Below are 25,058 nucleotides of genomic sequence, written 5' to 3'. Positions count from 1 at the left end.
TCAGCTCTCGGGCATCGCCGACGAGTGGTGGTTGACGATCAGCCACTTGCCGCCGCGCTTCTCGTACTCGTAGGTGTAGCGGGCCTCGACGACCTTCTTCTTGCCGGTGGCGGGGTCGGTGAGCGTGAACCGGTACACGCCGCTGTCGAGGGCGGAGTTGTTGTCGAGGACGTTGATGTGCGTCTCGATCTTCTTGCCGACCGGCTTGTTCCGGAGGAAGTGCTCCATGTAGTCCACGATGCCGGCGCGGTCCGTGCGGACCTTGTTGGAGAGGGTGGGCAGCAGGACCGCGTCCTTGGCGTAGCGGTCGGCCACGACCTCCGGGTCGCGGGTCTGCAGCGCGGCGTTCCAGCCGTCGAACAGGGCGGCGATCTGCTTCTTGCTGGGCTTCGAGGGCTTCCCGGGGCCGGCCGCACTGACGCCGACCGACACCGTGGCCGCGGTGACGACGGCGGTGGCGGTGACGAGGGCGGCGCGTATGCGGGTCTTGCGGGTCATCGCAACTCCTGTACGTCTTGCTGCTGTTGGGATGACTCAAGACTCGCGTCCGGCTGGTTAGGGCCCGTGCAGTCGCTGTACAGGGGACGTCCAAGACCCTCCCAATTCTCGGCCGGAGCCGGCGACCGGGACGGACCGTGGACGGCTGCGCTACGGTCCCCCCATGGAGGTTCTGCGCTATGTGGCGTTCAGCGCCGACCCGGCCGGGGGCAACCCCGCCGGCGTGGTGCTCGACGCCACCGGCATCGACGAGAAGACCATGCTGGCGACGGCGGCCGAAGTCGGCTACTCCGAGACGGCGTTCGCTGTGCCGTCCGACCAGGGCGGCCTGGCCGTGCGGTACTTCAGCCCGCTCGCCGAGGTGCCGTTCTGCGGCCACGCGACGATCGCCACGGCGGTCGCGCACGCCGAGCGGTACGGGACGGGCACGCTGGTCCTGCACACGGGCGTCGGGACGGTTCCCGTCACCACCGCCGTGGCCGACGACGGCAACACGGTGGCGACCCTCGTGAGCGTCACCCCGCACACCGAGCCCCTCGCCGACGACGACCTGACGGCACTGCTGTCGGCACTGCGCTGGTCCGCCGACGAGCTCGACCCGGCCCTGCCGCCCCGCGTGGCCTACGCCGGGGCCCGGCACCCCGTGGTCGCCGCGGCCGACCGCGGCCGGCTGGCCGACCTCGACTACGACATGCCCGCGCTGGCCGCCCTCATGGCCCGCCGGGACTGGACGACGGTCGACCTGGTGTGGCGGGAGTCCCCCACCGTGTTCCACGCCCGCAACCCGTTCCCGCCCGGCGGGGTCGTCGAGGACCCGGCAACGGGCGCGGCGGCCGCCGCCTTCGGCGGATACCTGCGGGAGCTCGGACTCGTCCCGCCGCCCGCGACGCTGACGATCCACCAGGGCGACGACATGGGCCGCCCGAGCACCCTCACGGTCTCCGTGCCCGCCGGACGGGACAGCGGGATCGGCGTCACGGGGACGGCCGTCCCCCTCTGACAGACCGTCCCGTCAGCCCCCGCGCGCTGGTGCCGGGGGCTACGGGCGGGGCCGCACGCCCAGCGGTCCGCCGATCTCCTGCGCCATCACACGGCCCGCCTCGAACTCCAGCGTCTCGTCGCCCAGCGGGGACTGGTCGGTGTCGAGGCCGTCCAGCTCCTCCAGGGGCTGGTCCAGCCGGATGTGGGCGAGGACCGAGTGCAGGGCGCGCAGCGTCGCCGACGCCGTGGAGCCCCAGTTGGAGAAGTAGGAGAACTGCCACCACCACAGGGCCTCGGTGACGCGGCCCGCGCGGTAGTGGACCATGCCGTGGCGCAGGTCTGCGATCACGTCGGCGAGGTCGTCGGAGATCCGGGCCGGCACGGGGGCCTTGCGGGGCTCGTAGGGGTCGAACACCTCGGAGTAGACGTCGACCGGGTCCAGCAGGCGGGCCAGGTTCTCACGGAGGTCGTCCACATCCGGCTCGAAGCCCGGGTCGGGCTCGTAACGCTCGTCGGGGAGGATGTCCTCGTGCGCGCCGAGACGGCCGCCGGCCAGCAGGAGCTGGGAGACCTCCAGGAGGAGGAAGGGCACCGCCGAGCCCGGTTCGTCGCCCTTGGCCACCTCGGTGACGGCCACCAGGAAACTCTCCACCTGGTCCGCGATCTGGACCGCGAAGTCGTCCGGGTTCGGGCCGGTCGCGTGCAGCGTGGCGTCAGACATCTAGGAGTCGTCTCCCCTCGAAGGCGCGGCCGAGGGTGACCTCGTCCGCGTATTCCAGGTCGCCACCCACCGGGAGGCCGCTGGCCAGGCGGGTGACCTTCAGGCCCATGGGCTTGATCATGCGGGCGAGGTACGTGGCGGTGGCCTCGCCCTCCAGGTTCGGGTCGGTGGCGAGGATCAGCTCCGTGACCGTGCCGTCGGCGAGCCGAGCGAGGAGTTCCCTTATCCTCAGATCGTCGGGGCCGATCCCCTCGATCGGGCTGATGGCGCCGCCCAGGACGTGGTACTTGCCGCGGAACTCGCGCGTGCGCTCGATCGCGACGACGTCCTTCGGCTCCTCCACGACGCAGATGCAGCTCGGGTCACGGCGCGGGTCACGGCAGATGCCGCACAGCTCCTCCTGCGCCACGTTGCCGCAGGTCGCGCAGAAGCGGACCTTCGCCTTGACCTCCAGGAGGGCGTGCGCGAGCCGGCGCACGTCCGTCGGCTCCGCCTGCAGGATGTGGAAGGCGATCCGCTGCGCGCTCTTGGGACCGACGCCGGGCAGCCGCCCCAGCTCGTCGATGAGGTCCTGGACCACGCCTTCGTACAACGGACTGCCGTCCTTCCTGGGGTTCCTTGCGGTACGTACGGTAGTCGGCCGGGGCCGGTCCGCGTAAGGCGGATGGGCTTCAGAAAGGCAGGCCCGGAATGCCGCTGCCGCCGCCCAGGCCCTGGGCCAGCGGGCCGAGCTTCTGCTGCTGCAGGGTCTGCGCGTTCTCGTTGGCCGCCTGGACGGCCGCGACGATCAGGTCGGCGAGGGTCTCGGTGTCCTCCGGGTCGACCGCCTTCGGGTCGATCCGCAGCCCGCGCAGCTCGCCGGAGCCGGTCACCGTGGCCTTCACCAGTCCGCCGCCCGCCTGCCCGTCGACCTCCGTGTTCGCCAGCTCCTCCTGGGCGCGGGCCAGGTCCTGCTGCATCTTCTGGGCCTGCTGGAGCAGCTGCTGCATGTTGGGCTGGCCACCACCGGGAATCACGATCAGCTCCTGTGTTCTGCGACTGTCGGGCATGCCTTCGAGCGGTTTGTTGTCGCTCGGCACGAGCCTACGTGGTCTGTGCGGGTGTCGCCCCAGCACTCTTTCGAGTGAGTTGTGCGGAAGTTCTATACCTGATCAAGGCCCACTTCCAGGCGTAAAAGAGGCGAAACCTTCCTCTTCGCCACCCATTGGGAGGTAGGAAAGGTCCGGCGCATCAGCATCGGGTATCACGCACGTCGCGGGCGTCACGCAACGTGAGCGGCCGCATCGGTCGATCGGTCGGATCAGTGGGGATCGGGAGGGAGTGCGGGTGGCTCAGCAGCCGGAGATGCAGCCCGAAGGACCGCCTCAGGACGGGCGGGGCGAGGGCGGCGCGGCCGGGCTGCGGCCGGGCGACCTGACCGGACGGACGTTTCCCCTGGGGGACTGGGGCGAGCCCGCCGAGCGGCTGGAGGAGCTGTACCGGTGGGTGGAGCGGGGGGCGCTGGAGACCGCCGCCTGGTACCTCGCCGACCGGGTGTGGAAACGACGGGCCGCCCGGGCCCTGCGCACCGGTGCGGCCGCCGGGGCGGTGTCCGGGGCCGCACTGCCGCTGCTGGACCTGACCCGGGTGACGGGCGGCGGCGCGCCCTGGGGGTATCTGGCGCTGCTGCTGGCGGTGGCGTGCCTGGCGGTGGACCGGTTCTTCGGGGTGACCTCGGGCTGGATGCGGGACGTGGCCACCGCGCAGGCCGTGCAGCGCAGGCTGCAGGTGCTTCAGTTCGACTGGGCCTCGGAGAGCGTCCGGGAGGTGCTGGGCCCGGCCGAGGGCACGGCGAGCGAGGCCGCGGAGCGGTGCCTTGCGGTGCTGCGCCGCTTCTCGGAGGACGTCACCGACCTGGTGCGCACGGAGACGGCCGACTGGATGGTGGAGTTCCGCACCGGGACCGCGCCCCTGGGCATCCAGACGGCGGTCGCCGTCGGCGGACGGGTGGACGCGGGCGGCGGCCCGGGCAGATTCCCCTCGCCGCCGGGAGCGAACGCCCGGCCGAACATGCCCCGCCAGCGCCCGCCGGAGCCCCGCTGACACCGGCGGAGCCCCGGCTGACCCCGGCAGCGCGTCGAGGGCTCCGCGCCCGCCGGGCGTCTCCTCTTCTTCTCAGCCGCCCGGCTGACCCGTGCCGCGGGTGTACGTCAGTTTCTCCCCGGTGCCGGTGTTGACCCGTTGCAGGCTGCCGTCGGGGAGGAGGGTGACCTCCGAGGCGGCGCCGGGGGTGCAGGAGGAGAGGGGCTTGCCCGTGGTGACCTTGGACGGGCCGATCCGCAGGGGGCCGTCGCCGCCGGGACGCCGGGCGAGGGTGGCGCTGAACTCGCAGTGGTAGGAGTCGCCGTCCGCGGCGAGGGCGAGCACCGTGTCCCCCACCCCGCCCTGCGAGATGGTCAGCCGGCGCTTGTTGGTGCCGGTCTCGTTCTTGATCGTGGCGGTCCAGTCGCCGAGGTAGGCCGACGGGATCTCGCCGTCCTGCGACGCGGACGGGGACGGGGACGCCGAGGGGGACGAGGAAGGGCCGGACGGCGAGGAGGAGTCCGCCGCGCGGGAGGCGGCCGGGCTGGGCGACGGGCCCGCGGCGCTGTCGTCGTCGCCGTTCATGAAGGCGTACACCGAGCCGCCGGCGGCGACCGCGACCACCAGGGCGACCAGGAGGAGCAGGACCGTCGTGCGGCGGCTGCGGCCCGGCGGGTCCTCGGGACCGGCGGGTTCGTCCGTCCCGTAGGGGGCGTACGGCGGGGCGCCGCCGGCGTCCGCCGCGTACGGGTTGTAGGGGGCCGGCACGCCCGGCGCCGGGTGGTGGCCGTACCCGGGGGCGGGGGGCGCGGCCTGCTGCGGATGCTGCGCGGGGAAGCCGTACGCCGGGTGGGCCGGGGCGGGGCCCGCGCCGGCCGGATGCGTCTGCTGCGGCACGCCGCCGGGACCCGCGACCAGGGTGGGCCGGGGGTCGGGCGCGAGCGCGTCGCCGCGCGGCCCGGAGTGCTGCGGGGCGGCCTCGAAGGCGGGGGCGGTGCTCCACCGGGCGGTGCTCGCCGTCGCGTCCGTGCCCTGCGGGTCCTCCACTTCCAGCAGCCGCACGGCGTGCCGGCCGAGCTGGGCGACCAGGGCGCCGGGCAGCCACGGGTCGCGGGAGCGGCCGTCGGAGACGGTGTCGTCGACGCCGGTGAGCTCCAGGACGCGGTCGAGGGAGGGACGGGCTCCCGGGTCCTTGCGCAGACAGCCGCGGACCAGGTCGGCGATGCCCTCGGGGACGCCCGCGAGGTCGGGCTCGTTCTCCGCGATGCGGAACATCAGGGCGGGCACGCCGCTGTCGGCGGAGCCGAAGGGCAGGGCGCCCGTGGCGGCGTAGGTGATGACGGAGCCGAGGCAGAAGACGTCGCTGGCGGGCGTGACCGGGGCGCCCCGCAGCTGTTCGGGGGCCATGAAGCCGGGCGAGCCGATCACCGCGCCGGTCTGGGTCAGCCGGCTGTCGCCGGTCGCGCCCTCCAGCGCCCGCGCGACGCCGAAGTCGATGACGCGCGGCCCCTCGATGGTGACCATCACGTTGGACGGTTTGAGGTCGCGGTGGACGATGCCGGCGGCGTGGATGTTGGTGAGCGCGTGCGCGAGCCCTGCGGCGAGGATGCGCACCGACCGTTCGGGCAGCGGTCCGTGGTCGTGGCTGACGACCTGCTGGAGGCTCGGTCCGGCGACATAGCCCGTGGCGACCCAGGGCACCGCGGCCTCGGTGTCGGCGTCGAGGACGGGCGCGGTCCAGAAACCGCCGACCCGCTGCGCGTTGCGCACCTCCTGCCGGAACCTCGCCCGGAACTCCTCGCGCGCCGCCAGCTCCGGCCGGACCAGCTTCACGGCGACGGTCCGCCCGCGGTCCGAGCGGGCGAGGTACACCTGCCCCATGCCGCCCGCGCCCAGCCGCGCGAGCAGCCGGTAACCGCCGATGCGCTGCGGGTCTCCAGGGCCCAGCTTCTCCATCGCAGCGCCGCCTTTCCCGCACATGTGTGATCGAGACATGTGCAATCCAGCCGAGAATAATCCGGCCGTTCGGGGAGTTGTGCGGTGCGATGTCTACGGTTGCGTAACGGGCTGCTCGAGTGCGTCCAGCACCTGGGCCAGGCGTTCCAGGACGTGCACGGCCTCGGCGAGCTCCGCCTCTCCGTACGCCTGTGCGAGCCGGTCGGCGAAGGCCGCGTGCCCCGGTCCGATGCGGGCGACCGCGGCCCGCCCCGCCTCGGTGGGGGCGAGCAGCTTGGCGCGGCGGTGGGCGGGGTTGGGGCGGTACTCGGCGAGCCCGTGCTCGACCAGCAGGTCGGCGATCCGCTGCACGCTCTGCCGGGTGATGCCCATCGCGCGCGCGATCCCGGCCACGGGCAGCGGGTCGCCGAGGACCGCGCCGAGCACCTGCCACCGTGCGGCGGAGAGCCCGGACGGGCCGGCCAGCTCCTCCGCGACGGCGAGGAACTGGCCGTTGAGCCGGAAGACCCCGAGGGCGCTGCGGCTCAGCAGCTCCTGGCGCTGCGCGCTCACCGGCCGGCCGTCGCGTTCTCCAGGACGGCGTGGGCCTGCGGGTCGGAGTCGTGGAACAGCCGGTACCAGGCGTCCAGCACCTCGCCCTCGTACACGCCGAGGAGACGCAGGATCTCGCGGGCGAAGGCGACCGGCTCGGTCGGGCCGGCCGTGACCAGCGCGCCGTCCGTCACCGCGTCCGCCTCGGTGTACCGGTGGCCGCCGCGGTAGCCGGTGGCGGCCAGATAGAAGGAGACCGCGCTGGTGTGGTCGCGCTCGTCGAGCAGGCCCTCGCGGGCGAGCCCGGCGGTGGCCCCGCAGATCGCGGCGACGGGGGTGCCGGCGGCGAGGAACTCCCGTGCCTTGCGGGCGAAGGGCGCGAGGTCGTCGGTGGTGTCCCAGAGGTCGGCGCCCGGGAGGATCAGCAGGGAGCTGTCCTCGGGCCGTACGTCGTCCAGCGCCAGGTCGGGCAGGACCCGCAGGCCTCCGATGCTGGCCACCGGGGTCGCCGCGGACGGGCCGACCGTGCGGATCAGGTGGCCGCCGCGGGCGAGGTACGCCGTCGCGAACCCCGTCTCCCAGTCGGCGAACGTGTCGTACACGGCGAGATGCACGGGCTTGCCGGTCATGGCTCCTCCTGAGGCTCGGCCCCTCGGCGATCCGAGGTACATGACAGTAGACTGTCATTTCGACAGTTTGCTGTCAATACATTTCCGGTGTCCACGTCCGCCCACCGCCCCCTCCGCTCCCCCACGCCCGACAACCTGTCGCGGAATCGCACCGCCGACGGAACAGGACGCCGATACCGCTTCCGCATCGCGGACATTTACGCTCACTGACATGACCCCTCAGACCGACCCCCGGGCCGGCGCCGCAGTCAAGGCCGCCGACCGCGCGCACGTCTTCCACTCCTGGTCCGCCCAGGAGCTCATCGACCCGCTCGCCGTGGCCGGCGCCGAGGGGTCGTACTTCTGGGACTACGACGGCAACCGGTACCTCGACCTCACCAGCGGGCTCGTCTACACGAACATCGGCTACCAGCACCCGAAGGTCGTCGCCGCGATACAGGAACAGGCCGCCCGCCTGACGACCTTCGCACCCGCCTTCGCGATCGAGGCCCGTTCCGAGGCGGCCCGGCTGATCGCCGAGCGCACCCCCGGCGACCTGGACAAGATCTTCTTCACCAACGGCGGGGCCGACGCGGTCGAGCACGCCGTGCGCATGGCCCGGCTGCACACCGGGCGCGCCAAGGTGCTCTCCGCCTACCGCTCCTACCACGGCGGCACCCAGCAGGCGGTGAACCTCACCGGCGACCCCCGCCGCTGGGCCTCCGACACCGCGACGGCCGGCGTCGTGCACTTCTGGGCGCCCTTCCCGTACCGCTCCCGCTTCTACGCCGAGACCGAGGAGCAGGAGACCGCGCGCGCCCTCGAGCACCTCGAGACGACGATCGCCTTCGAGGGACCGGCGACGATCGCCGCGATCATCCTCGAGACGATCCCGGGCACCGCCGGCATCATGGTCCCGCCGCCCGGCTACCTCGCCGGCGTCCGGGAGATCTGCGACCGGCACGGGATCGTCTTCATCCTCGACGAGGTCATGGCCGGGTTCGGGCGCACCGGCGAGTGGTTCGCGGCCGACCTCTTCGGCGTCGTGCCCGACCTGATGACCTTCGCCAAGGGCGTGAACTCCGGATACGTGCCGCTCGGCGGCGTCGCCATCTCCGGCGCCGTCGCGGACACCTTCGGCAAGCGGCCCTACCCGGGCGGTCTGACGTACTCCGGGCACCCGCTGGCCTGCGCGGCCGCCGTCGCCACGATCGAGGTCATGGCCGAGGAGGGCGTCGTCGAGAACGCGAAGCGCCTCGGCGCCTCCCTCGTCGAGCCCGGGCTGCGGGCGCTGGCCGAGCGGCACCCGAGCGTCGGCGAGGTGCGCGGGGTCGGCATGTTCTGGGCGGTCGAACTGGTGAAGAACCGCGAGACCCGCGAACCGCTGGTGCCCTACAACGCCGCAGGCGAGGCCAACGCGGCCATGGCCGCGTTCGGCGCGGCGGCCAGGAAGGCCGGCGTGTGGCCGTTCGTGAACATGAACCGCACGCACTTCGTGCCGCCGCTCAACGTCTCCGAGTCGGAGGTCAAGGAGGGCCTCGCCGCCCTCGACACGGCGCTCTCGGCGGCCGACGAGTTCACCGAGTAGGGCGACCGGACCCACGCCGCTCCGGCGCGACACCCGCGGGATTCCGGCTGGATACCGGCGGTATTCCGGCGAGATTCCGGCGGGATTCCCTCGAAGGGGCTTGATTTCGTCGAACGCGTAAGGTGGCGTGCTCGTACATAACGACGAGCACGCCACTTTTCCGCACCCGACGAGGAGACGCCTCGACCATGCCCGGCAGCACCGGCAACGGCGCGGTGACGCGCAGCACCCTGCGCCAGCAGATCGCCGACGCGCTTCGCGACGAGGTGCTGTCCGGACGGCTCCAGCCCGGGCAGGAGTTCACGGTGAAGGAGATCGCCGAGCAGTACGGCGTCTCCGCCACCCCCGTCCGCGAGGCCCTCGTCGACCTCTCGGCACAAGGTCTCCTCGACGCCGACCAGCACCGGGGCTTCCGGGTCCACGAGTTCTCCGTCGAGGACTACCGCGGCATGATCGAGGCGCGCAGCCTGATCATCGAGGGCATGTTCATCGCCCTCGACGGCGGCCGCCAGGACCAGCGCGACTTCGAGGAGCCGCGGACCGCGGCCGCCATCGCCGGGGTGCGCCGCCGCGGCGAGGAGGCGCAGCGCGCCGCCGCGGCGGGCGACCTCACCGTCCTCATCGGCTACGACCTGCGTTTCTGGCGCGAGCTGAGCGCCTTCTTCGGCAACCCCTACCTCGCCGACTTCCTGCACCGGCTGCGCGTGCAGTCCTGGGTGTGCACGGTGCAGCACCTGCGCCGGCTGAGCGATCTGCGCGGCTTCCTATGGTCCGGCCACACCGAACTCGTCGACGCCCTGTATCGCCGAGACACCGCCGCCGCCCGCAGGATGCTCGCCGCTTACAACGACGAGTCCATCACCCTGATCGAGCGGCTGGCCGCGGGATGAGCCGGGCGGACGCCCCTGCCGTGCACGCCCCCACCGCGCCGCCCACGGCCCCGGCCGTCGAGCTGTCCGTCGTCGTCCCCGCCTACAACGAGGAGCGCCGGCTCGGCCCCACCCTGGACGCGGTCAGCCGCCACCTGGACGCCCCCGGGAGCCCCTGGGGCAGCTGGGAGATCGTGGTCGCCGACGACGGCTCCACCGACGCCACCCGCGAACTCGTCACCGTCCGCCGCGACCCGCGCGTCCGGCTCGTCACCGGCTCCGGGACGGGCCGCCGGGGCAAGGGCCACGCCCTGCGGCTCGGCGTCGCCGCCAGCCGGGGCCGCCGGGTGCTGGTCACGGACGCCGACCTCGCCACCCCCGTCGAGGAGCTGGCCCGCCTGGAGAGGGCCCTCACCGACCCGCACGCGGCGGCGATCGGCTCGCGGGCCGTCCCCGGCGCGACCCTCGGCAGCCGCCAGCACCGGATGCGCGAACTCCTCGGCGCGGCCGGCAACCTGCTCATACGCCGGACGATGCTGCCCGGGACGCACGACACCCAGTGCGGGTTCAAGCTGTTCGACGGCGACAAGGCCCGCACCGCCTTCGCCGCCTCCCGCCTCGACGGCTGGGCCATCGACGTGGAGGTGCTGCGCCACTTCCGGCGGGCGGGCTGGCCGGTCGCCGAGGTGCCCGTGCACTGGTCGCACCAGCCCGGCTCGAAGGTCCGCCCGGCGGACTACCTCCGCTTCCTGCGCGACCTCGTCCGGCTGCGCCTCCCCGCGCCGAGACCCGCCGACGTCCTGGCCGCCGTCCTCTTCCTCGCGCTGGCCGTCACCCTCTTCTCCGGCCGCTTCTTCGACCCGGCGCACCGCTATCTGACCGACTCCCTCCAGGACCAGAACCAGTGGGAGTGGTTCTTCGCGGTCACCGCCGACAACGTCGCCCACCTGCGCAACCCCCTCTTCACCGACCTCCAGGGCTTCCCCGGCGGCGTGAACCTGATGGCCAACACGACGATGCCGGGCCTGTCGGTGCCGCTCACCCCCGTGACCCTGCTGTTCGGGCCCGCGGTCACGCTCAGCCTGGTGATGACGCTCGGCCTCGCCGCCACCGCCGTCGCCTGGTACCGGCTGATCCTGCGGCGGCTCGTGACGCAGCGGGCGGCCGCCTTCACCGGAGCCGCACTGGCCGCGTTCGCCCCGCCGATGGTCAGCCACGCCAACGCCCACCCGAACTTCCTCGTGCTCTTCATGATCCCGCCGATCATCGAGCGCGCCCTGCGGCTGACGACCGGCGAGCGGACCACCCGCGACGCGGTCGTCCTCGGCCTGATGGCCGCCTACCAGTTCTTCCTGGGCCAGGAGTCGCTGCTGCTCGCCGCCCTGGGCATGCTCCTGTTCGCCGTGGCCTACGGCGCCGTGCGCCCCGACGTGGCGCGCGCGGCGGCCCGCCCGCTGCTGAACGGACTCGCGATCGCCGCGGCCGTCTGTCTGACCCTCGTCCTGTACCCGCTGGCCTGGCAGTTCTCCGGCCCGCAGAGCTACACGGGCATCGACCACGGCTCCGCGCCCGGCGTCGCCAACTCCCCGCGCGCGCTCCTCTCGTTCGCCGGCCGCTCGCTGATAGCGGGCGACGCCGACCGCGCCGCCGCGCTCTCCCTCAACCCCACCGAGCAGAACGCCTTCTACGGCTGGCCCCTGGTCCTGCTCGCGTTCGCGATCACCGCGCTGCTCTGGCGACGGCCCGCGGTCAAGGCACTGGCCTGCACGGCGGTGGCCGCGGCGGTGCTGTCCCTCGGCCCGCACATCGCGGTGCCCCTCACCGGCGTCACCGTGCCCGGCCCCTGGGCCCTCCTGGCCCGCCTCCCGCTCTTCGAGTCGGTCATCGAGAGCCGGGTCGCGCTGGTCTGCGCCCCGGCGCTCGGCATGCTGCTCGCCCTGGCGGTCGACCGGCTGGCCCACGCCCGCCGGCTCGGCACGCAGTACGCGGCGCTGCTCGCCGTCTGCGTCGCGCTGCTCCCCCTCGTCCCGGCGCCGCTGAGGGCCGAGCCGCGCGCCGAGACGCCCGCCTTCTTCGCGGACGGCGCCTGGAAGGCCTACGTCCGGCCCGGCGAGACGCTGGTCCCCGTGCCGCTCGCCGAACCGGAGGACGCCGAGGCCCTGCACTGGCAGACGGCGACCGGCCTCGGCTTCCGGATGCCCGGCGGCTACTTCAACGGACCCTACGGAGACGGCGACCGCAGCGGCGTCTACGGCGTCCCGCTGCGCTTCACGGCGAGTCTGCTGAGCGACGTGCGCCGGACCGGCGTGGTCCCGGTCGTCGAAGCGCAGGCCCGCGCCGAGGCCCGCGAGGACTTCGCGTACTGGCGGGCGGGCGCGTTGGTGCTGGTCCCTCAGCGGCATGCGGACCGGCTGCGTGAGACGGTGGACCAACTGGTCGGCCGGCCGGGGAGGCGGGTGGCCGGAGTGTGGGTATGGGATTTGCACGAGGGGAGCTGACGCGTGCCGCACCGACTAGTCTTCCCTGACCGGTCAACGTACTGAAGGAGCTCTCTTTGGCCTGTGACCTGTGGCTGGTGCCGCTCGTCGACGTGTTGTGCCACACCCCCGACAACCCCTTCGCGGACGAACTCGCCCAGTACAACAAGGTGCTGGCGGAGGCAGGGCTCCCGCCGGTGCCGGTGTACCAGTACATGCCGGGCCTGTCCGGCGAGGTAGCCCCGGTCGCGGGCTTCGACTACGACGCCCTGCACTTCCTGCGCCGCGTCTACCTGCTCCAGGTGTGCCAGCTGCCGGTGACGCCGGTGGACGAGCTGGGCGGCGACTACGAGCAGCTGCTGGAGATGTTCCAGGCGACGGCCCAGCAGTCCCACCTGGTGTGGCACTACGACCACGCGGGCGCCTACGTCCCCGTGGACTTCCCGCAGCCGCTGTCGAACGACGAACTCCTCGCGGGCGGCGGCCCGCTGGGCTCCGCGCAGTCGCTGTTGCGGGAGCTGGAGTTCGTGGCCCCGTCCATCGGCATCGATCCGGCCAATCCCCCGGCGGCCCCCCAACCGCCCGCCGGTCCCACCGAGTTGGAGGAGCCGGCTGTTCCGGCGCCGTACGACCCCAGCCCCTTCGCCCGCGAGCGGCACGTCTGGCTCGGACTGCACGCGGCGGCGACGCGGAGTCTGGCGCAGGGGTCGATGATCGTCTTCAGTTGAGCCGGCCGGCCGGTCAGCGGCCGAGCTGGGACAGACCCCTCTCGACGTCCTCCGCGTTCATCACCGGGGTGTAGGTGACCTCTGCCCCGAGGTTGAGGAAGAAGGGCTCGCTGAGCACGGGCATCTGAGCGCTGTCCTGCATGTCGAAGAACACGTAGGCGGTTCGCTTGCCGTGATCGGTGGTGAAGTAGGCCGCCTCGGGCTTGATCTGCTCCATCGACTCCTGGATCAGCTTGCCCAGGGTCCCGCTGCGGATCGCCTCGTTCGCCTTCTCCGTGTCCATGCACGCCTTCAGCATCACGCGCATCGCAGTCACCTTCCTCTGGTCGGCACACACGGATGTCACCCTCAGAGTAGTCCTGTATGCGGCATTTCTCCCTCGATGCCCCAGGGGAGCGGCATGGACGGAGCACGCCCTAGAAGACCGCCTTCCCGGCCTGCGTCAACTTCCAGTCGGCGTCCGCGAAGCCGGCCGGGTCCAGAGTCCCCTTGGACGTCACGTAGTCGATCATCAGCTGCCGGATCTCGTTGGTGGAGCTGTAGGCGATGTCGGCGGCGGCGATGTGCGGGTAGCCGCTGCCGCCGTTGGCGCGGTAGTTGTTGACGGCGACGACGAAGACCTGGCCGTCGGCGACCGCGGCGCCCCGGTAGGTCAGGTTCCTGATCCGGGACCCCTCCGGCTGCGCGATGTCGATGTCGTACGAGACGCCTGCCGCCGTGTCGTACATGTAGTCCCAGAAGCCGTTGGCGTTGGTGAGGGTCGCGGTGTCGACCGGCGTGCCCGCCGGCACCTGGTGGTAGTACTTCGCCGCGTACTCGAGGTAGTCCCTGAGCTGGGCGCCGGTGAGCTTCTTGCCGTACAGGGTGTTGTCGTAGATGTAGAGCCCGGCGATGTCGCGGATGGTGACGTCGCCGGCCGGGATGTCGGCGGTGCGGCTGAAGGGCGCGGCCACGGAGATCACGGGCAGGGCGGCGTCGGCGCCCGACAGTCCGGCGGCCACCGTGCTCGTCTGGACCTCGTGGATGAAGTCCATGACGGGGACGTCCTTCCAGCAGGACTCCGCCGCCGAGAGGTCCGCCGTGCAGGTGCCGACCGGCGTGTTGACGTAACCGACGACGAGGTCGTGGTCGGCGCGGAGCAGTCTGCGGATCTCCGGGTCCTCGTCGACGCCCCTGGGGTCGAGGGTCTGTGCGGTCTTCCCGGTCACCTTCCACTGCCCGTGGCGCAGTTCGAGCTCGAAGTCGAAGACGCTGAGCCGGTAGCCCCAGCAGTACGGCTCGGAGAGCAGGACGTCCTCGCCGGTCTCCGCGTTCTTGACCGTGTACGACGGCACCTCGACGTGCGTGTGGCCGACCAGGATCGCGTCGATGCCGGGGACCTGCTCGGCGACGAGGTTGGAGGCGTTCTCGACGTAGGGGAGCGCGTCGCCGTAGGAGGTGGAGCCGTCGAGGCCCGAGTGGTCGGTCAGGAAGACGACGTCGCAGCCCAGGGCGCGCAGCCGCGGCACGTACTTCTTCGCCTGCTCCACCAGCCCGGGGAACACCATCCGGCCGCTGACGTTGTCCTTGTCCCACAGGGCGATGCCGGGGTTGGTCAGGCCCAGGATGCCGACCTTGATGTCGGGGGCGCCGGGGACGCAGATCTTCTTCACCGTGTACGGGGCGAAGGCCGGCCGCAGCGTCTTCGCGTCGAGGGCGTTCGCGCCGAGCAGCGGGAAGCGGCACTGCTTCTCGAACCGGCGCAGCACGTCGATGCCGTAGTTGAACTCGTGGTTGCCGAGCGCGGCGGCGTCGTAGCGCATGTGGTTCATGGCTACGGCCATGGGGTGCTCGGGCCCCTTCCTGCCGTGGGTCCCGGTGATCGGGTCGACGCGCGCGAAGTAGTAGGCCAGCGAGGTGCCCTGGATGATGTCGCCGGCGTCGACCAGGAGGACGCGCCCCTCCCCCTTGGCCTGCCGCTGCTGCTTCACGAGCGTGGCGACCCGTGCGACGCCGACCGAGTTGCCCTTGCCGTCCGTGTACGCGGCGTCCGTGTAGTAGTCCCAGTCGAAGACGTGACTGTGCAGATCGGTGGTGCCGAGGATGGAGAAGGACCAGGTGCGCGGCGTCTTCCCGGGGGCATGACCGTCGCCGCCGGTGGAGGCCTCGGCGGTGCCGGAACCGACCGCGCCGGCCACGGCCACGGCCGCTCCGGTGACGGCGGACTTCCGTACGAACTCGCGGCGGTTCATGGGGTCGTTCGTCGGGTTGAGGGGCATTCGGGGCTCCTGGAACTGGTGGGGAAGGAGGGCAACTACCCGCGTAGATGCTTGCTTCCGCCAGTTACGGGCGTAACCGCGAACAGGCCATGGGCCGGTCAAGGATGTCCAAGACCGGCCCAAGCCGACGCACCGCCGACGACGCACCGCCGCCACGTACCGCCGACGACGGCTCCCGCCGCGACTAGAGGAACGAGTTGATCTCGATCGTCTCGTCCCGGCCCGGACCCACGCCGACCGCGGAGATCGGGGCGCCGGACATCTCCTCCAGCGCCTTCACGTACGCCTGGGCGTTCTTCGGCAGGTCGGTGAACGACTTCGCCTTGGTGATGTCCTCGGACCAGCCGGGCAGCGTCTCGTAGATCGGCTTCGCGTGGTGGAAGTCGCTCTGCGAGTAGGGCAGTTCCTCGACCCGCTTGCCGTCGATCTCGTACGCCACGCAGACCGGGATCTGCTCCCAGCCGGTCAGGACGTCGAGCTTGGTCAGGAAGAAGTCCGTCAGGCCGTTCACGCGGGTCGCGTAGCGGGCGATGACCGCGTCGAACCAGCCGCAGCGGCGGTCGCGGCCGGTGGTCACGCCCCGCTCGCCGCCGATGCGGCGCAGCGCCTCGCCGTCCTCGTCGAGGAGCTCGGTCGGGAAGGGGCCCGCACCGACGCGGGTCGTGTAGGCCTTGAGGATGCCGATGACCCGGCTGATCTTCGTCGGGCCCACGCCGGCGCCGGTGCAGGCGCCGCCCGCGGTCGGGTTGGACGAGGTGACGAAGGGGTACGTGCCGTGGTCGATGTCGAGGAGCGTGCCCTGACCGCCCTCGAACAGGACGACCTTGTCCTCCTCCAGCGCCTGGTTGAGGACGAGCACCGTGTCGGTGACGTACGGAGCGAGCTTCTCCGCGTAACCGAGCAGTTCCTCGACGACCTGGTCGACGGCGATCGCACGACGGTTGTACAGCTTGGTCAGCAGCTGGTTCTTGGCGTCGAGCGCCGCCTCGACCTTCTGCATCAGGATCGACTCGTCGTACAGGTCCTGGACCCGGATGCCGACCCGGTTGATCTTGTCGGCATAAGTCGGACCGATGCCCCGGCCGGTGGTGCCGATCTTGCGCTTTCCGAGGAAGCGTTCGGTCACCTTGTCGACAGTCACGTTGTACGGAGTGATGATGTGCGCGTTGCCGCTGATCAGCAGCTTCGACGTGTCGACGCCGCGCTCGTTCAGACCGCTCAGCTCGGAGAGCAGGACCGACGGGTCGACGACGACACCGTTACCGATGACCGGCGTACAGCCGGGAGACAGGATTCCGGAAGGGAGCAGGTGGAGTGCGTACTTCTGGTCGCCCACGACGACCGTGTGGCCGGCGTTGTTGCCACCCTGGTAACGCACCACATAGTCCACCGAGCCACCGAGCAGGTCGGTGGCCTTTCCCTTGCCTTCGTCACCCCACTGAGCACCGAGCAGCACAAGTGCGGGCACGCGCGTACACCCCTTCCGGGTGGGGCATGTCCAAGGTCAGGGGCGTACGCGGTGGATCGTTCCACCGCGTTCACCGCGAGCGCCGCGACCGTCGTTGGTCGCCCGTTGTCGGACCCGGATGCCCCGGAATAGACGAAGCCCCTGGCGCAATAGCGCAAGGGGCTCTTGCACAAAGATGCTACCCGAGGAAGCGAGGCAGGACCGAGGTGGCGACTTTCGCGACGTCCGATCAGCTGCTGGTGATCATCGATCCGGTCTCCCGGCGCGCGGACGGGGAGTCCGTGCGGATCGCGAAAGACGTGCTCAGCGCGGGTGCGGCCAGCACGAAGGTGTGTGTGCCGGAGGATCCGGAGGAATTCGCCCGGGCGCTGGCCCGGCGGGGCTCGCGGCGGCCGGTGGTCATCGGCGACGACCGCGCGCTGACCCGGGCGGTGGCCCTGCTGCACCGGCAGCGGGCTCTGGCCGAATGCGTGCTGTCGGTGGTGCCGGTGGGCGGCTCCCTGAGCCTCGCGCACGCCCTGGGGGTGCCCACCAGCCCGGTCGCGGCGGCGCGGGCCGTCCTGGAGGGGTCCGAGCGGCGGCTGGACCTGCTGGTCGACGACAGCGACGGGGTGGTGCTGGGAGCGCTGCGGATCCCCGCGCCGCCGACGGGCGGCGGCATCCTGCCGGCGGACCCCTCGGGGCGTCCCTGGCTGCAGTCGCTGGTCCGCACGCTCGTCCCCATCCGGCCCTCCAGGCCTTCCCGGCCCTCCAGGCCGGTCGCCGCCCCGTTCCCGCCCGGCCCGGCGCGGCTGCGGGTCGAGGTCGACGGCACGACCCTGGTCGACCTGGACCAGCCGGTGGAGGCGGTCTCGGTGACGCCCGGCGTCTCGGGATCGGCCGAGGTGGTCGTGCGGCCCTCGTCGGTGGGCGCGGAGGCGGCCGTGCTGCAGGCGTACGGGCGGACGGTGACCGTCTCGGGGGCCGACTTCCGCTACCGGGCGGACGCCGCGGTCGCCGGCCCGGTACGGCGGCGGACGTGGACCGTGCGGGCGGGAGCACTGGCGCTGACCCTGCCGGCGACGCAGTGAGCCGGACGACGCAGGACGCAGGTCGCAGGAGGCAGGGGGCAGGACGCAGGTCGCAGGTCGCAGGAGGCAGGAAGCAGGAAGCAGGAAGCAGGAAGCAGGAAGCAGGACGAACGGCGGCCCGCAGGCCCCGGGAGACTTGACGGGGCCCGGGGCCTGCGGGGAGGGGATTCTCAGCCGTCGCCGAAGAGCTGTGCGCGGTGCAGCCGCCAGCGCTCCATCATGGCGGCGATCTCGGTGTCGACGAACTCGAAGAAGGCGAGCGTCTCGGACATCCGGCGGCCCGCGGCGCTGTCGGCGCCCAGGCTCTCGACGCCTTCGCGCAGGGACCCCTCCCACCGCTTGAGCACGGACTCGCGATTGGTCAGCGCCTCATACCACTGGTTGCTGTGCACGCGGTAGCGCTCGCGCCGTGAGCCGGGCTCGCGCTCGCGGGAGACCATGTGCTGCTGGGCCAGATAACGCACCGCGCCGGACACGGCGGCGGGGCTGATCCTCAGTTGTCCGCCGAGTTCGGCGGAGGTCATCGCGCCCTCGTCGCAGGAGAGGAGCGCGGCGAAGACCCGGGCGGGCATGCGCTGCATCCCGGCCTCGACGAGCTGCGCGGCGAAGGACTCGACGAACCGGGACACGGCCTCGTCGTCCCGCCCCGCCGCATCTGTTTCGGTCATGCCCCCATCCTATCGACGGTTCACGCACTTCCTTAACTTCACAAATTTCTGAAGGTAGCGTACGTTCGGCATCATGACGAAGGCCATCACGGTGTCCGGACTGCACAAGTCCTTCGGCCGCACCCACGCGCTCGACGGGCTCGACCTGGAGGTCGAGGCCGGTGAGGTGCACGGCTTCCTCGGGCCGAACGGCGCCGGCAAGTCCACCGCCATCCGCGTCCTGCTGGGCCTGCTGCGCGCCGACTCGGGCGCCGCGCAGATCCTCGGCCGCGACCCGTGGAAGGACGCCGTCGAGGCGCACCGGCGCATCGCCTACGTGCCCGGCGACGTCACCCTGTGGCGCAACCTCTCCGGCGGCGAGGTCATCGACCTGTACGGACGACTGCGCGGCGGCGGCCTCGACACGGCCCGCCGCACCGAGCTCATCGACCGCTTCGAGCTGGACCCCACCAAGAAGGGCCGCACCTACTCGAAGGGCAACCGCCAGAAGGTCGCCCTGGTCGCCGCGTTCGCCTCGGACGTCGACCTCCTCATCCTGGACGAGCCGACGTCCGGCCTGGACCCCCTGATGGAGGAGGTCTTCCAGCGCTGCGTGACGGAGGAACGCGACCGGGGCCGGACGATCCTGCTGTCCTCCCACATCCTCAGCGAGGTCGAGGAGCTGTGCGACCGCGTCAGCATCATCCGCAAGGGCCGCACCGTGGAGACCGGCTCCCTGGCCGACCTGCGCCATCTGACCCGCACCAGCGTGACCGCCGAACTGGCCGACGCCCCGAACGGATTGGCGCACCTGCCGGGGGTGCACGGCCTCGAGGTGCACGGCAGACGGGTCCGCCTCCAGGTCGACACCGACCGACTCGACGCCGTGCTGCGGTCGTTGAGCGCGTCGGGCGTGCGGTCGCTGACGTCGACGCCGCCGACGTTGGAGGAACTGTTCCTGCGGCACTACCAGGAGACGGCACAGTGACGGCCTTCGTCGCACCCCAACTCACCGGCACCGGAGCGCTGCTGCGTTTCGCGCTGCGCCGCGACCGGCTGCTGATCCCGGTCTGGATCGCCGTGAACACGCTGATGGTGCTGTCCATGCCCGCCGGCCTCGAGGGCCTGTACGACACCCCGGCCGCCCGGGCCGACCTGCTGCGGCAGATGGACGCCAACTCCTCCCTCCGGGCGCTGATCGGCCCCGTCTTCGACGACTCCGTCGGCGCGCTGACGGCCTGGCGGGTCGGCGTGTACGCGGCTGCCCTCGCCGCGGTGACGAGCCTGCTGGTCGTCGTGCGGCACACCCGCGACGAGGAGGAGAGCGGCCGTCAGGAGCTGATCGCCTCCGGCATGGTCGGGCGGCGCGCCTCCCTGACGGCGGCCCTGCTCGCGGCGGCCGTCGCCAACGCCGCCCTGGGTCTGCTGGTCGCGGCGGGCCTCGCGGCTCACGGCGCGGCCGGTGCCGTCGCGTTCGGCCTCGGCCTGGCCGGGGCGGGCATGCTGTTCGCGACGACGGCGGCGATCGTCGCCCAGCTGACGCAGAGCGCACGGCTGGCGCGCGGGCTGACGGCGGCGGTCCTCGGCGCGGCCTTCGTCCTGCGGGCGGCGGGCGACTCGGCCGAGGCCGACGGCTCGTCCGCGCTGACCTGGCTCTCGCCGCTCGGCTGGCTGGAGAACCTGCGGGCGTTCGCGGACGAACGGTGGTGGGTGCTGGGCCTGTTCGCGGCGGCCGTCCTCGCCCAGGGCGCGCTCGCGTACGGTCTGGCCGGCCGCCGGGACGTCGGCATGAGCTTCCTGCCGACCCTCCCCGGGCCGCCCGTCGGACGGCTCGGCAGCGCCTTCGCCCTGGCCTGGCGGCTGCAGCGGGGCGGGGTGCTGGGCTGGAGCATCGGATTCCTCCTCGCCGGCGTCGTCTACGGCGGCCTGACCGAGGGCGCCGCCGACCTGGTCGGCGACAACGACAAGGCCCGCGAGATCATCGAGCGGATGGGCGGGCAGTCGGGGCTGACGGACGCGTTCCTCGCCTCCATGATCGGCATGCTCGGGCTGATCGCGTCCCTCTTCGTCGTCGCGTCCGTGCTCCGGCTGCACGGCGAGGAGACGTCGGGGCGGGCGGAACCCGTGCTCGCGAACGCGGTCGGACGGCTGCGGTGGGCGTCCGGCCATCTGGCGATCGCCTTCGGCGGCGCGGCCCTCATCATGCTCCTCGCCGGCCTCGGCTTCGCCGCCGGCTACGGCAGGCAGACCCTCCCGGTCCTGGGCGCCTGCCTGGTGCAGCTGCCCGCGGTGTGGGCGGTCGGCGCCCTGACCCTCGTCCTGTACGGATGGGCTCCGCGACTGGCCCCGGCGGGCTGGGGCGTGGCCGCCGCGATCCTTCTCCTCGGCTGGATCGGCCCGGCCCTGAACGCGCCGTCGGCGGTCCTGGACCTCTCGCCCTTCGCCCACCTGCCGAAGCTGCCCGGCGGCCGCATGGAATGGGGGCCGGTGCTGCTCCTGCTGCTGTCGACGCCGGTCCTGTCCGCCGCCGGCCTCGCGGGACTGCGACGGCGGGACCTGACGACGTGACCGTCCGCCACGACGGCGGCTGCCGTCGTGGCGGGGGGAGCGCGGTGGCGGAATCGTGGCCGGGGCCGGGCCCGGGCGGTGGCGGTGACCGGGGGACGGCGGCTGCGACCGGGGCGGTGACCGGGGGCTGTGACCAGGGGGTGGCGGGGCTGGTTGTGGCCGGGCGTGGCCGGGCGAGTGGCTGTGACCGGGGGCAATGGCCGGGGGGCGGTGACCGGGGTGCGGGCTTTGCCGCCGGTCGCGGCGCCGGTCGGCGGCGAACCGGACGGGAGCCTGTGGCGTCCCCCGTGTATGGGGCGAAGAGCGGTGGGATGCGGCGGATGCGTGATCTCGATGGCGAGCGCGCTGACCGCCGTCTCCCTGTGGCTCTCCTCCGACCGCACGCGGACCCACCTGGGCCGCGGTTTCGAGCAGCAGGGCATGGACCTCGGCGTGCTGTTCACCGAGCTCCCGCTGGTGTTCCTCGCGGGAGCCGCCCTGCCGGTCCTCGCCCACGCGGCGGTCGCCGGCCTGCTGCCCGACCGGCCCGACCGGCGCGACCGCCGCGACGGCGGCGGGTCAGAGGGTGACCGATAGGCCCTCCAGGCCCCGGATGACGAAGTTCGGCTTGCGTCGCGGCTCCGCCGCCAGGGCCAGCGTCGGAGCCCGTTCCAACAGGGCCCTCATCGACGCGGCGAGCTCGATGCGGGCCAACGGCGCGCCGATGCAGTAGTGGATGCCCGCGCTGAAGGAGATGTGCGGATTGTCCGCCCGGGTGAGGTCGAGCCGGCCAGGGTCGGCGAACACCGCGGGATCGTGGTTCGCCGACCCGAAAAGCATGGCGATCTCGGCTCCCCGCGGCACGGTGACCCCGTCGATCTCGATGTCGTCGAGAACCCACCGCTCGAACAACTGCAGCGGGGTGTCGTACCGCATCAGCTCCTCGACGGCGGACGGCACCAGCGAATGGTCGGCGCGCAGGGCGGCCAGCTGGTCCGGGTTGCGGAACAGCGCCCACCACCCGTTGACGGTGGCGTTGACCGTCGCCTCGTGGCCGGCGTTCAGCAGCAGCACCGCCGTCGAGATCATCTCCTGCTCGGTGAGCCGGTCGCCCTCGTCGTGCGCCGCGATGAGCCCGGAGATCAGATCGTCGCCAGGTTCCTTGCGCCGCTCGGCGATCAGCTCGCGCAGATAGGCGGTGAACTCGACGGAGGCCCGCACGGCCTTCGCCGCGGTCTCCTGCGACGGGTTCAGCTCGTACATCCCGCAGATGTCCGCCGACCAGGGCCGCAGCGGCCCCCGGTCCGTCTCCGGGATGCCCAGCATCTCGGCGATCACGGCCACCGGCAGCGGCTCGGCGACGTCACTCAGCAGATCGCCGCCGCCCGCCCGCGCCAGCGCGTCCACCAGCTCGCCGGCCAGCTTGCGCACGTACGGCTCGAGCCGCTCCACCGTGCGCGGGGTGAACGCCTTCGACACCAGCCGACGGATCCGGGTGTGGTCCGGCGGTTCCAGGTCGAGCATCCCGTGGTCGTTCAGCGTGTGGAACGGCTCCTGCTCGGCGGGCGGCGCGGTGCGCCCGAACTCCTCGTGCGTGAACCGGTGCTGGTACGTGCGCCCGAGCCGCCGGTCCCGCAGCAGGGCCGACACGTCCGCGTGCCCCGGTACGAGCCACTGACCGGTGGGCTCGTACCGGATCACCCGCCCGCGCTCCCGCAGCTCGGCGTAGGCCGGGTACGGGTCCGCCACGAATGCGGGGTCCCAGGGGTCGAACGCGAGGTCGTCAGCTGCTGCCATGCACGGACGCTAGCCCGTGGACCGGCGTCCTGACCAGGGGGTCCTGCCACGCGCCGCTCTGCACGGCACGATCACCACGCCGAGCCCGGGTGCCCGGACGGCCCGGGGGCACTAGCCCGGGGTCACCAGTCTTGCCTCGTAGGCGAACACCGCCGCCTGGGTGCGGTCCCGCAGGCCCAGCTTCACCAGGATCCTGCTCACATGCGTCTTGATGGTCGACTCCGCCACCACCAGCCGCTCGGCGATCTCCGAGTTCGACAGGCCCTGGGCGATGAGGACCAGCACCTCCGTCTCCCGTTCGGTGAGGTCGCCGTAGGACGCCTGGACGGCCGCGCGGACGGACCCGGGGGTGTCCGAGAGCTTGGAGAACTCCGTGATCAGACGCCTGGTGACGGACGGGGCGAGCAGTGCCTCGCCGGCCGCCACCACCCGCACGCCGTCCGCCAGCTGGCGGGCCGAGGCGTCCTTCAGCAGGAAGCCGGAGGCTCCCGCACGCAGCGCCTGGTAGACGTACTCGTCCAGGTCGAAGGTGGTCAGGACGAGGACCTTCGCCGTGCCGTCCGCGGCGACGATCTCCCGTGTCGCCTCGATGCCGTTCAGCTCCGGCATGCGGATGTCCATCAGGACCACGTCGGGAGCCAGCTCGCGGACCCGGTGCACCGCCTCCCGGCCGTTCACCGCCTCGCCCACCACCTCGATGTCCGGCATCGCGTTCAGCAGGACCGAGAAGCCCTCGCGGACCATCATCTGGTCGTCGGCGATCAGAACCCGGATCGTCATGCCCCACCCTCCCCCGGAGAGGGCGCGGCGCAGGAGCGCTCCGTGGACGGCGGCACCGGCAGGAACACCGTCACCTCGTACCCTCCCTCGCGCGTCGCCTCGGCCGTCATCTCGCCGTTCAGCATCGTGACCCGCTCCCGCATGCCGGTGATGCCGTGGCCGGCGCCGGGCGAGGGCTTGATCAGGGCCGGGTGGGGCGGAGGGCCGTTGACGATCCGCAGCCCGAGCCCGCCCAGAACGTACCCGACCTCCACCCGGGCGCTCGCGCCGGGCGCGTGGCGGAGCGTGTTGCTCAGCGCCTCCTGGACGATCCGGTACGCCGACAGCTCCACCCCCTGCGGCAGCTCGCGCACCGCCCCCGTGACCCCCTTCTCCACGTCCAGGCCGGTCTCCCGCACGTTGGTGATCAGCGCGTCCAGCTCGGCGAGGGTGGGCTGCGGGGCGTCCGGGACGTCGTAGTCCTCGGCGCGGACCACGCCCAGCACCCGGCGCAGCTCGGTGAGCGCGGCCACCGCGTTCTCCCGGATGGTCGCGAAGGCCTTCTCCAGCTCCGGCGGCGGGTTCTCCACCCGGTAGGGGGCGGCCTCCGCCTGGATGGCGACCACCGACATGTGGTGGGCGACCACGTCGTGCAGCTCACGGGCGATCGTGGTGCGCTCCTCCAGGAGGGTGCGCCTGGACCGCTCGTGCGCGGTCACCGTCTGCTGGGCCGTGACCTCCTGCCGGGCCTGCCGCTGGATGTGCCACACGGTGACGGCGAGCAGCAGGATCGCGGAGAAGACCAGCATGGACGCGGTGTTCGTGACCTTGTGGCTCCAGCCGAAGACGGTCTCGGCGACGAAGCCGTAGACGGCCGTGAGAAGCCACATCCAGGCCGCCGTGCGCGGCCGGGTGCGTATCGCCACGACCGTGAGGACGACCAGGTGGGTGACGTAACTGCCGGGCAGCCACGGCCAGTTCCCGTACGTCGTGCCGAACACGGCGACCGCCGAGGTCGAGGCCATCGACAGCCAGAAAGCGCCGACCGGCCTTACCAGCGTCATCAGCGCCGGCGCCAGGACGAGCAGACCGGTCAGCAATCCCAGCAGGCCGCCGCCGCTGTCCGTGAAGGCGATCAGGGCCGACAGCGCGCCGGCCGCCGCGACCACCGTGTGCCGCGACCAGGCCGCGTACTCGCGCTTGCGGCCCTTCCAGTTGCGGGCGAGCCGGCCGGCCTCCTCCTTGCGGGGCAGCGGGCGGTAGGCGAAGGCGTCGTCGAACAGGTCCCGCCGCAGGCCGCGCAGGGCGTCCATCGCCGCCCGGAACTCCGGGCTGCGCGGCCGGTAGGCCTCGAACGACTCGTCCGGGTCGCCGGGGGGCGTGTTGTGCGTCTGCGTCGTGTCGGTCACGAGGAAAACGGTAGGCGCAGCGAGGGGGCACGGTCGTCACCAGTGAGAGGGGTTCCGGCGGATCCCTCTCAGGTACTACGGGTCC

The 25,058-nt window shown here is 72.3% G+C and carries 24 protein-coding genes; 10 read left to right on the top strand and 14 right to left on the bottom strand.

Annotated features, from left to right (window positions below):
* Window positions 1-498: an SgcJ/EcaC family oxidoreductase gene (locus tag ACH4ZA_RS35965; protein ID WP_319275734.1), complete on the bottom strand. Its 498-nt coding sequence runs from the start codon at window positions 496-498 to the stop codon at window positions 1-3.
* Window positions 499-661: 163 nt separating this feature from the next.
* On the opposite strand from ACH4ZA_RS35965, the gene ACH4ZA_RS35960 reads away from it, so the two are divergent.
* Window positions 662-1,498: a PhzF family phenazine biosynthesis isomerase gene (locus ACH4ZA_RS35960; RefSeq protein ID WP_319275735.1), complete on the top strand. Its 837-nt coding sequence runs from the start codon at window positions 662-664 to the stop codon at window positions 1,496-1,498.
* A 39-nt stretch (window positions 1,499-1,537) separates the two neighbouring features.
* Here ACH4ZA_RS35960 and ACH4ZA_RS35955 read toward each other — a convergent pair whose 3' ends face one another.
* The 3 genes from ACH4ZA_RS35955 to ACH4ZA_RS35945 form a co-directional block, all read right to left on the bottom strand.
* Window positions 1,538-2,200 (bottom strand): DUF5063 domain-containing protein, encoded by a 663-nt coding sequence (locus ACH4ZA_RS35955; RefSeq protein ID WP_319275736.1) that lies wholly within the window; start codon window positions 2,198-2,200, stop codon window positions 1,538-1,540.
* Window positions 2,193-2,792, bottom strand: a complete 600-nt coding sequence (recR, locus tag ACH4ZA_RS35950; RefSeq protein WP_319275738.1) for a recombination mediator RecR — start codon at window positions 2,790-2,792, stop codon at window positions 2,193-2,195. The genes ACH4ZA_RS35955 and recR overlap by 8 nt, the downstream gene beginning before the upstream one ends.
* Window positions 2,793-2,871: 79 nt before the next feature.
* Window positions 2,872-3,216: a YbaB/EbfC family nucleoid-associated protein gene (locus ACH4ZA_RS35945; RefSeq protein WP_319275991.1), complete on the bottom strand. Its 345-nt coding sequence runs from the start codon at window positions 3,214-3,216 to the stop codon at window positions 2,872-2,874.
* Window positions 3,217-3,544: 328 nt separating this feature from the next.
* On the opposite strand from ACH4ZA_RS35945, the gene ACH4ZA_RS35940 reads away from it, so the two are divergent.
* Window positions 3,545-4,282 (top strand): SLATT domain-containing protein, encoded by a 738-nt coding sequence (locus ACH4ZA_RS35940; protein ID WP_398433340.1) that lies wholly within the window; start codon window positions 3,545-3,547, stop codon window positions 4,280-4,282.
* Between the two features lie 72 nt (window positions 4,283-4,354).
* Here the strand turns inward: ACH4ZA_RS35940 and ACH4ZA_RS35935 are convergent, their stop codons facing one another.
* From ACH4ZA_RS35935 to ACH4ZA_RS35925, 3 genes are all read right to left on the bottom strand, one after another.
* Window positions 4,355-6,217 (bottom strand): protein kinase, encoded by a 1,863-nt coding sequence (locus tag ACH4ZA_RS35935; protein WP_319275740.1) that lies wholly within the window; start codon window positions 6,215-6,217, stop codon window positions 4,355-4,357.
* A gap of 93 nt (window positions 6,218-6,310) precedes the next feature.
* Window positions 6,311-6,769 (bottom strand): MarR family winged helix-turn-helix transcriptional regulator, encoded by a 459-nt coding sequence (locus ACH4ZA_RS35930; RefSeq protein WP_398433331.1) that lies wholly within the window; start codon window positions 6,767-6,769, stop codon window positions 6,311-6,313.
* Window positions 6,766-7,377 carry a DJ-1/PfpI family protein gene (locus ACH4ZA_RS35925; RefSeq protein ID WP_319275744.1) on the bottom strand — a complete coding sequence of 204 codons (612 nt, stop codon included), beginning with the start codon at window positions 7,375-7,377 and terminating at the stop codon, window positions 6,766-6,768. Before ACH4ZA_RS35925 ends, ACH4ZA_RS35930 begins: the two co-directional genes overlap by 4 nt.
* 211 nt (window positions 7,378-7,588) lie before the next feature.
* Between ACH4ZA_RS35925 and ACH4ZA_RS35920 the strand changes: the two genes are divergently transcribed.
* From ACH4ZA_RS35920 to ACH4ZA_RS35905, 4 genes are all read left to right on the top strand, one after another.
* Window positions 7,589-8,944, top strand: coding sequence for an aspartate aminotransferase family protein (locus ACH4ZA_RS35920; protein ID WP_319275746.1), 1,356 nt, complete (start codon window positions 7,589-7,591; stop codon window positions 8,942-8,944).
* Window positions 8,945-9,132: 188 nt separating this feature from the next.
* Window positions 9,133-9,834 (top strand): GntR family transcriptional regulator, encoded by a 702-nt coding sequence (locus tag ACH4ZA_RS35915; protein WP_319275748.1) that lies wholly within the window; start codon window positions 9,133-9,135, stop codon window positions 9,832-9,834.
* Complete coding sequence (locus ACH4ZA_RS35910) at window positions 9,831-12,311, top strand: glycosyltransferase (RefSeq protein ID WP_398433330.1); 2,481 nt, start codon at window positions 9,831-9,833, stop codon at window positions 12,309-12,311. The genes ACH4ZA_RS35915 and ACH4ZA_RS35910 overlap by 4 nt, the downstream gene beginning before the upstream one ends.
* Window positions 12,312-12,367: 56 nt before the next feature.
* Window positions 12,368-13,018, top strand: coding sequence for a hypothetical protein (locus tag ACH4ZA_RS35905; protein WP_057577891.1), 651 nt, complete (start codon window positions 12,368-12,370; stop codon window positions 13,016-13,018).
* A 13-nt stretch (window positions 13,019-13,031) separates the two neighbouring features.
* On the opposite strand, the gene ACH4ZA_RS35900 is transcribed toward ACH4ZA_RS35905, so the two are convergent.
* The 3 genes from ACH4ZA_RS35900 to ACH4ZA_RS35890 form a co-directional block, all read right to left on the bottom strand.
* Window positions 13,032-13,325 (bottom strand): hypothetical protein, encoded by a 294-nt coding sequence (locus tag ACH4ZA_RS35900; RefSeq protein WP_057577892.1) that lies wholly within the window; start codon window positions 13,323-13,325, stop codon window positions 13,032-13,034.
* Window positions 13,326-13,434: 109 nt separating this feature from the next.
* Complete coding sequence (locus ACH4ZA_RS35895) at window positions 13,435-15,276, bottom strand: 5'-nucleotidase C-terminal domain-containing protein (protein WP_319275752.1); 1,842 nt, start codon at window positions 15,274-15,276, stop codon at window positions 13,435-13,437.
* Window positions 15,277-15,460: 184 nt separating this feature from the next.
* Window positions 15,461-16,744, bottom strand: coding sequence for an adenylosuccinate synthase (locus tag ACH4ZA_RS35890; RefSeq protein WP_319275754.1), 1,284 nt, complete (start codon window positions 16,742-16,744; stop codon window positions 15,461-15,463).
* A 206-nt stretch (window positions 16,745-16,950) separates the two neighbouring features.
* Between ACH4ZA_RS35890 and ACH4ZA_RS35885 the strand changes: the two genes are divergently transcribed.
* The gene (locus ACH4ZA_RS35885) at window positions 16,951-17,814 is read left to right on the top strand and encodes a diacylglycerol kinase family protein (RefSeq protein WP_398433329.1); all 864 of its coding nucleotides are present in this window, start codon (window positions 16,951-16,953) and stop codon (window positions 17,812-17,814) included.
* A 170-nt stretch (window positions 17,815-17,984) separates the two neighbouring features.
* Here the strand turns inward: ACH4ZA_RS35885 and ACH4ZA_RS35880 are convergent, their stop codons facing one another.
* Window positions 17,985-18,482, bottom strand: coding sequence for a MarR family transcriptional regulator (locus ACH4ZA_RS35880; RefSeq protein WP_319275758.1), 498 nt, complete (start codon window positions 18,480-18,482; stop codon window positions 17,985-17,987).
* Between the two features lie 73 nt (window positions 18,483-18,555).
* Between ACH4ZA_RS35880 and ACH4ZA_RS35875 the strand changes: the two genes are divergently transcribed.
* From ACH4ZA_RS35875 to ACH4ZA_RS35865, 3 genes are all read left to right on the top strand, one after another.
* Window positions 18,556-19,449: an ATP-binding cassette domain-containing protein gene (locus ACH4ZA_RS35875; RefSeq protein WP_398433328.1), complete on the top strand. Its 894-nt coding sequence runs from the start codon at window positions 18,556-18,558 to the stop codon at window positions 19,447-19,449.
* A complete protein-coding gene (locus ACH4ZA_RS35870) occupies window positions 19,446-21,029 on the top strand; it encodes an ABC transporter permease (RefSeq protein WP_398433327.1) in 1,584 nt (527 codons plus the stop codon). Before ACH4ZA_RS35875 ends, ACH4ZA_RS35870 begins: the two co-directional genes overlap by 4 nt.
* Before the next feature lie 333 nt (window positions 21,030-21,362).
* Entirely contained in the window at window positions 21,363-21,605 is a 243-nt protein-coding gene (locus ACH4ZA_RS35865; RefSeq protein WP_398433326.1) for a hypothetical protein, read from the top strand.
* On the opposite strand, the gene ACH4ZA_RS35860 is transcribed toward ACH4ZA_RS35865, so the two are convergent.
* The 3 genes from ACH4ZA_RS35860 to ACH4ZA_RS35850 form a co-directional block, all read right to left on the bottom strand.
* Window positions 21,588-22,805 (bottom strand): cytochrome P450, encoded by a 1,218-nt coding sequence (locus ACH4ZA_RS35860; protein ID WP_398433325.1) that lies wholly within the window; start codon window positions 22,803-22,805, stop codon window positions 21,588-21,590. The genes ACH4ZA_RS35865 and ACH4ZA_RS35860 overlap by 18 nt on opposite strands.
* A 111-nt stretch (window positions 22,806-22,916) precedes the next feature.
* Entirely contained in the window at window positions 22,917-23,585 is a 669-nt protein-coding gene (locus tag ACH4ZA_RS35855; RefSeq protein ID WP_319275767.1) for a response regulator transcription factor, read from the bottom strand.
* Entirely contained in the window at window positions 23,582-24,973 is a 1,392-nt protein-coding gene (locus tag ACH4ZA_RS35850) for a sensor histidine kinase (protein WP_398433324.1), read from the bottom strand. The genes ACH4ZA_RS35855 and ACH4ZA_RS35850 overlap by 4 nt, the downstream gene beginning before the upstream one ends.
* Window positions 24,974-25,058: the final 85 nt, after the last annotated feature.

Origin of the sequence: Streptomyces sp. NPDC020597 (genome assembly GCF_044335095.1) — a bacterium.
Classification (GTDB): domain Bacteria; phylum Actinomycetota; class Actinomycetes; order Streptomycetales; family Streptomycetaceae; genus Streptomyces.
The sequence above is the reverse complement of the archived record's forward strand: the minus strand, read 5'-3'. Positions and strand labels throughout refer to the sequence as shown.

What these genes read in the sequence shown, in the direction of transcription:
- ACH4ZA_RS35965 (WP_319275734.1), bottom strand. Translation starts at nt 498, where the DNA reads ATGACCCGCAAGACCCGCATACGCGCCGCCCTCGTCACCGCCACCGCC.
- ACH4ZA_RS35960 (WP_319275735.1), top strand. Translation starts at nt 662, where the DNA reads ATGGAGGTTCTGCGCTATGTGGCGTTCAGCGCCGACCCGGCCGGGGGC.
- ACH4ZA_RS35955 (WP_319275736.1), bottom strand. Translation starts at nt 2,200, where the DNA reads ATGTCTGACGCCACGCTGCACGCGACCGGCCCGAACCCGGACGACTTC.
- ACH4ZA_RS35940 (WP_398433340.1), top strand. Translation starts at nt 3,545, where the DNA reads ATGCAGCCCGAAGGACCGCCTCAGGACGGGCGGGGCGAGGGCGGCGCG.
- ACH4ZA_RS35935 (WP_319275740.1), bottom strand. Translation starts at nt 6,217, where the DNA reads ATGGAGAAGCTGGGCCCTGGAGACCCGCAGCGCATCGGCGGTTACCGG.
- ACH4ZA_RS35925 (WP_319275744.1), bottom strand. Translation starts at nt 7,377, where the DNA reads ATGACCGGCAAGCCCGTGCATCTCGCCGTGTACGACACGTTCGCCGAC.
- ACH4ZA_RS35920 (WP_319275746.1), top strand. Translation starts at nt 7,589, where the DNA reads ATGACCCCTCAGACCGACCCCCGGGCCGGCGCCGCAGTCAAGGCCGCC.
- ACH4ZA_RS35915 (WP_319275748.1), top strand. Translation starts at nt 9,133, where the DNA reads ATGCCCGGCAGCACCGGCAACGGCGCGGTGACGCGCAGCACCCTGCGC.
- ACH4ZA_RS35910 (WP_398433330.1), top strand. Translation starts at nt 9,831, where the DNA reads ATGAGCCGGGCGGACGCCCCTGCCGTGCACGCCCCCACCGCGCCGCCC.
- ACH4ZA_RS35900 (WP_057577892.1), bottom strand. Translation starts at nt 13,325, where the DNA reads ATGCGCGTGATGCTGAAGGCGTGCATGGACACGGAGAAGGCGAACGAG.
- ACH4ZA_RS35895 (WP_319275752.1), bottom strand. Translation starts at nt 15,276, where the DNA reads ATGCCCCTCAACCCGACGAACGACCCCATGAACCGCCGCGAGTTCGTA.
- ACH4ZA_RS35880 (WP_319275758.1), bottom strand. Translation starts at nt 18,482, where the DNA reads ATGACCGAAACAGATGCGGCGGGGCGGGACGACGAGGCCGTGTCCCGG.
- ACH4ZA_RS35875 (WP_398433328.1), top strand. Translation starts at nt 18,556, where the DNA reads ATGACGAAGGCCATCACGGTGTCCGGACTGCACAAGTCCTTCGGCCGC.
- ACH4ZA_RS35865 (WP_398433326.1), top strand. Translation starts at nt 21,363, where the DNA reads ATGGCGAGCGCGCTGACCGCCGTCTCCCTGTGGCTCTCCTCCGACCGC.
- ACH4ZA_RS35860 (WP_398433325.1), bottom strand. Translation starts at nt 22,805, where the DNA reads ATGGCAGCAGCTGACGACCTCGCGTTCGACCCCTGGGACCCCGCATTC.
- ACH4ZA_RS35855 (WP_319275767.1), bottom strand. Translation starts at nt 23,585, where the DNA reads ATGACGATCCGGGTTCTGATCGCCGACGACCAGATGATGGTCCGCGAG.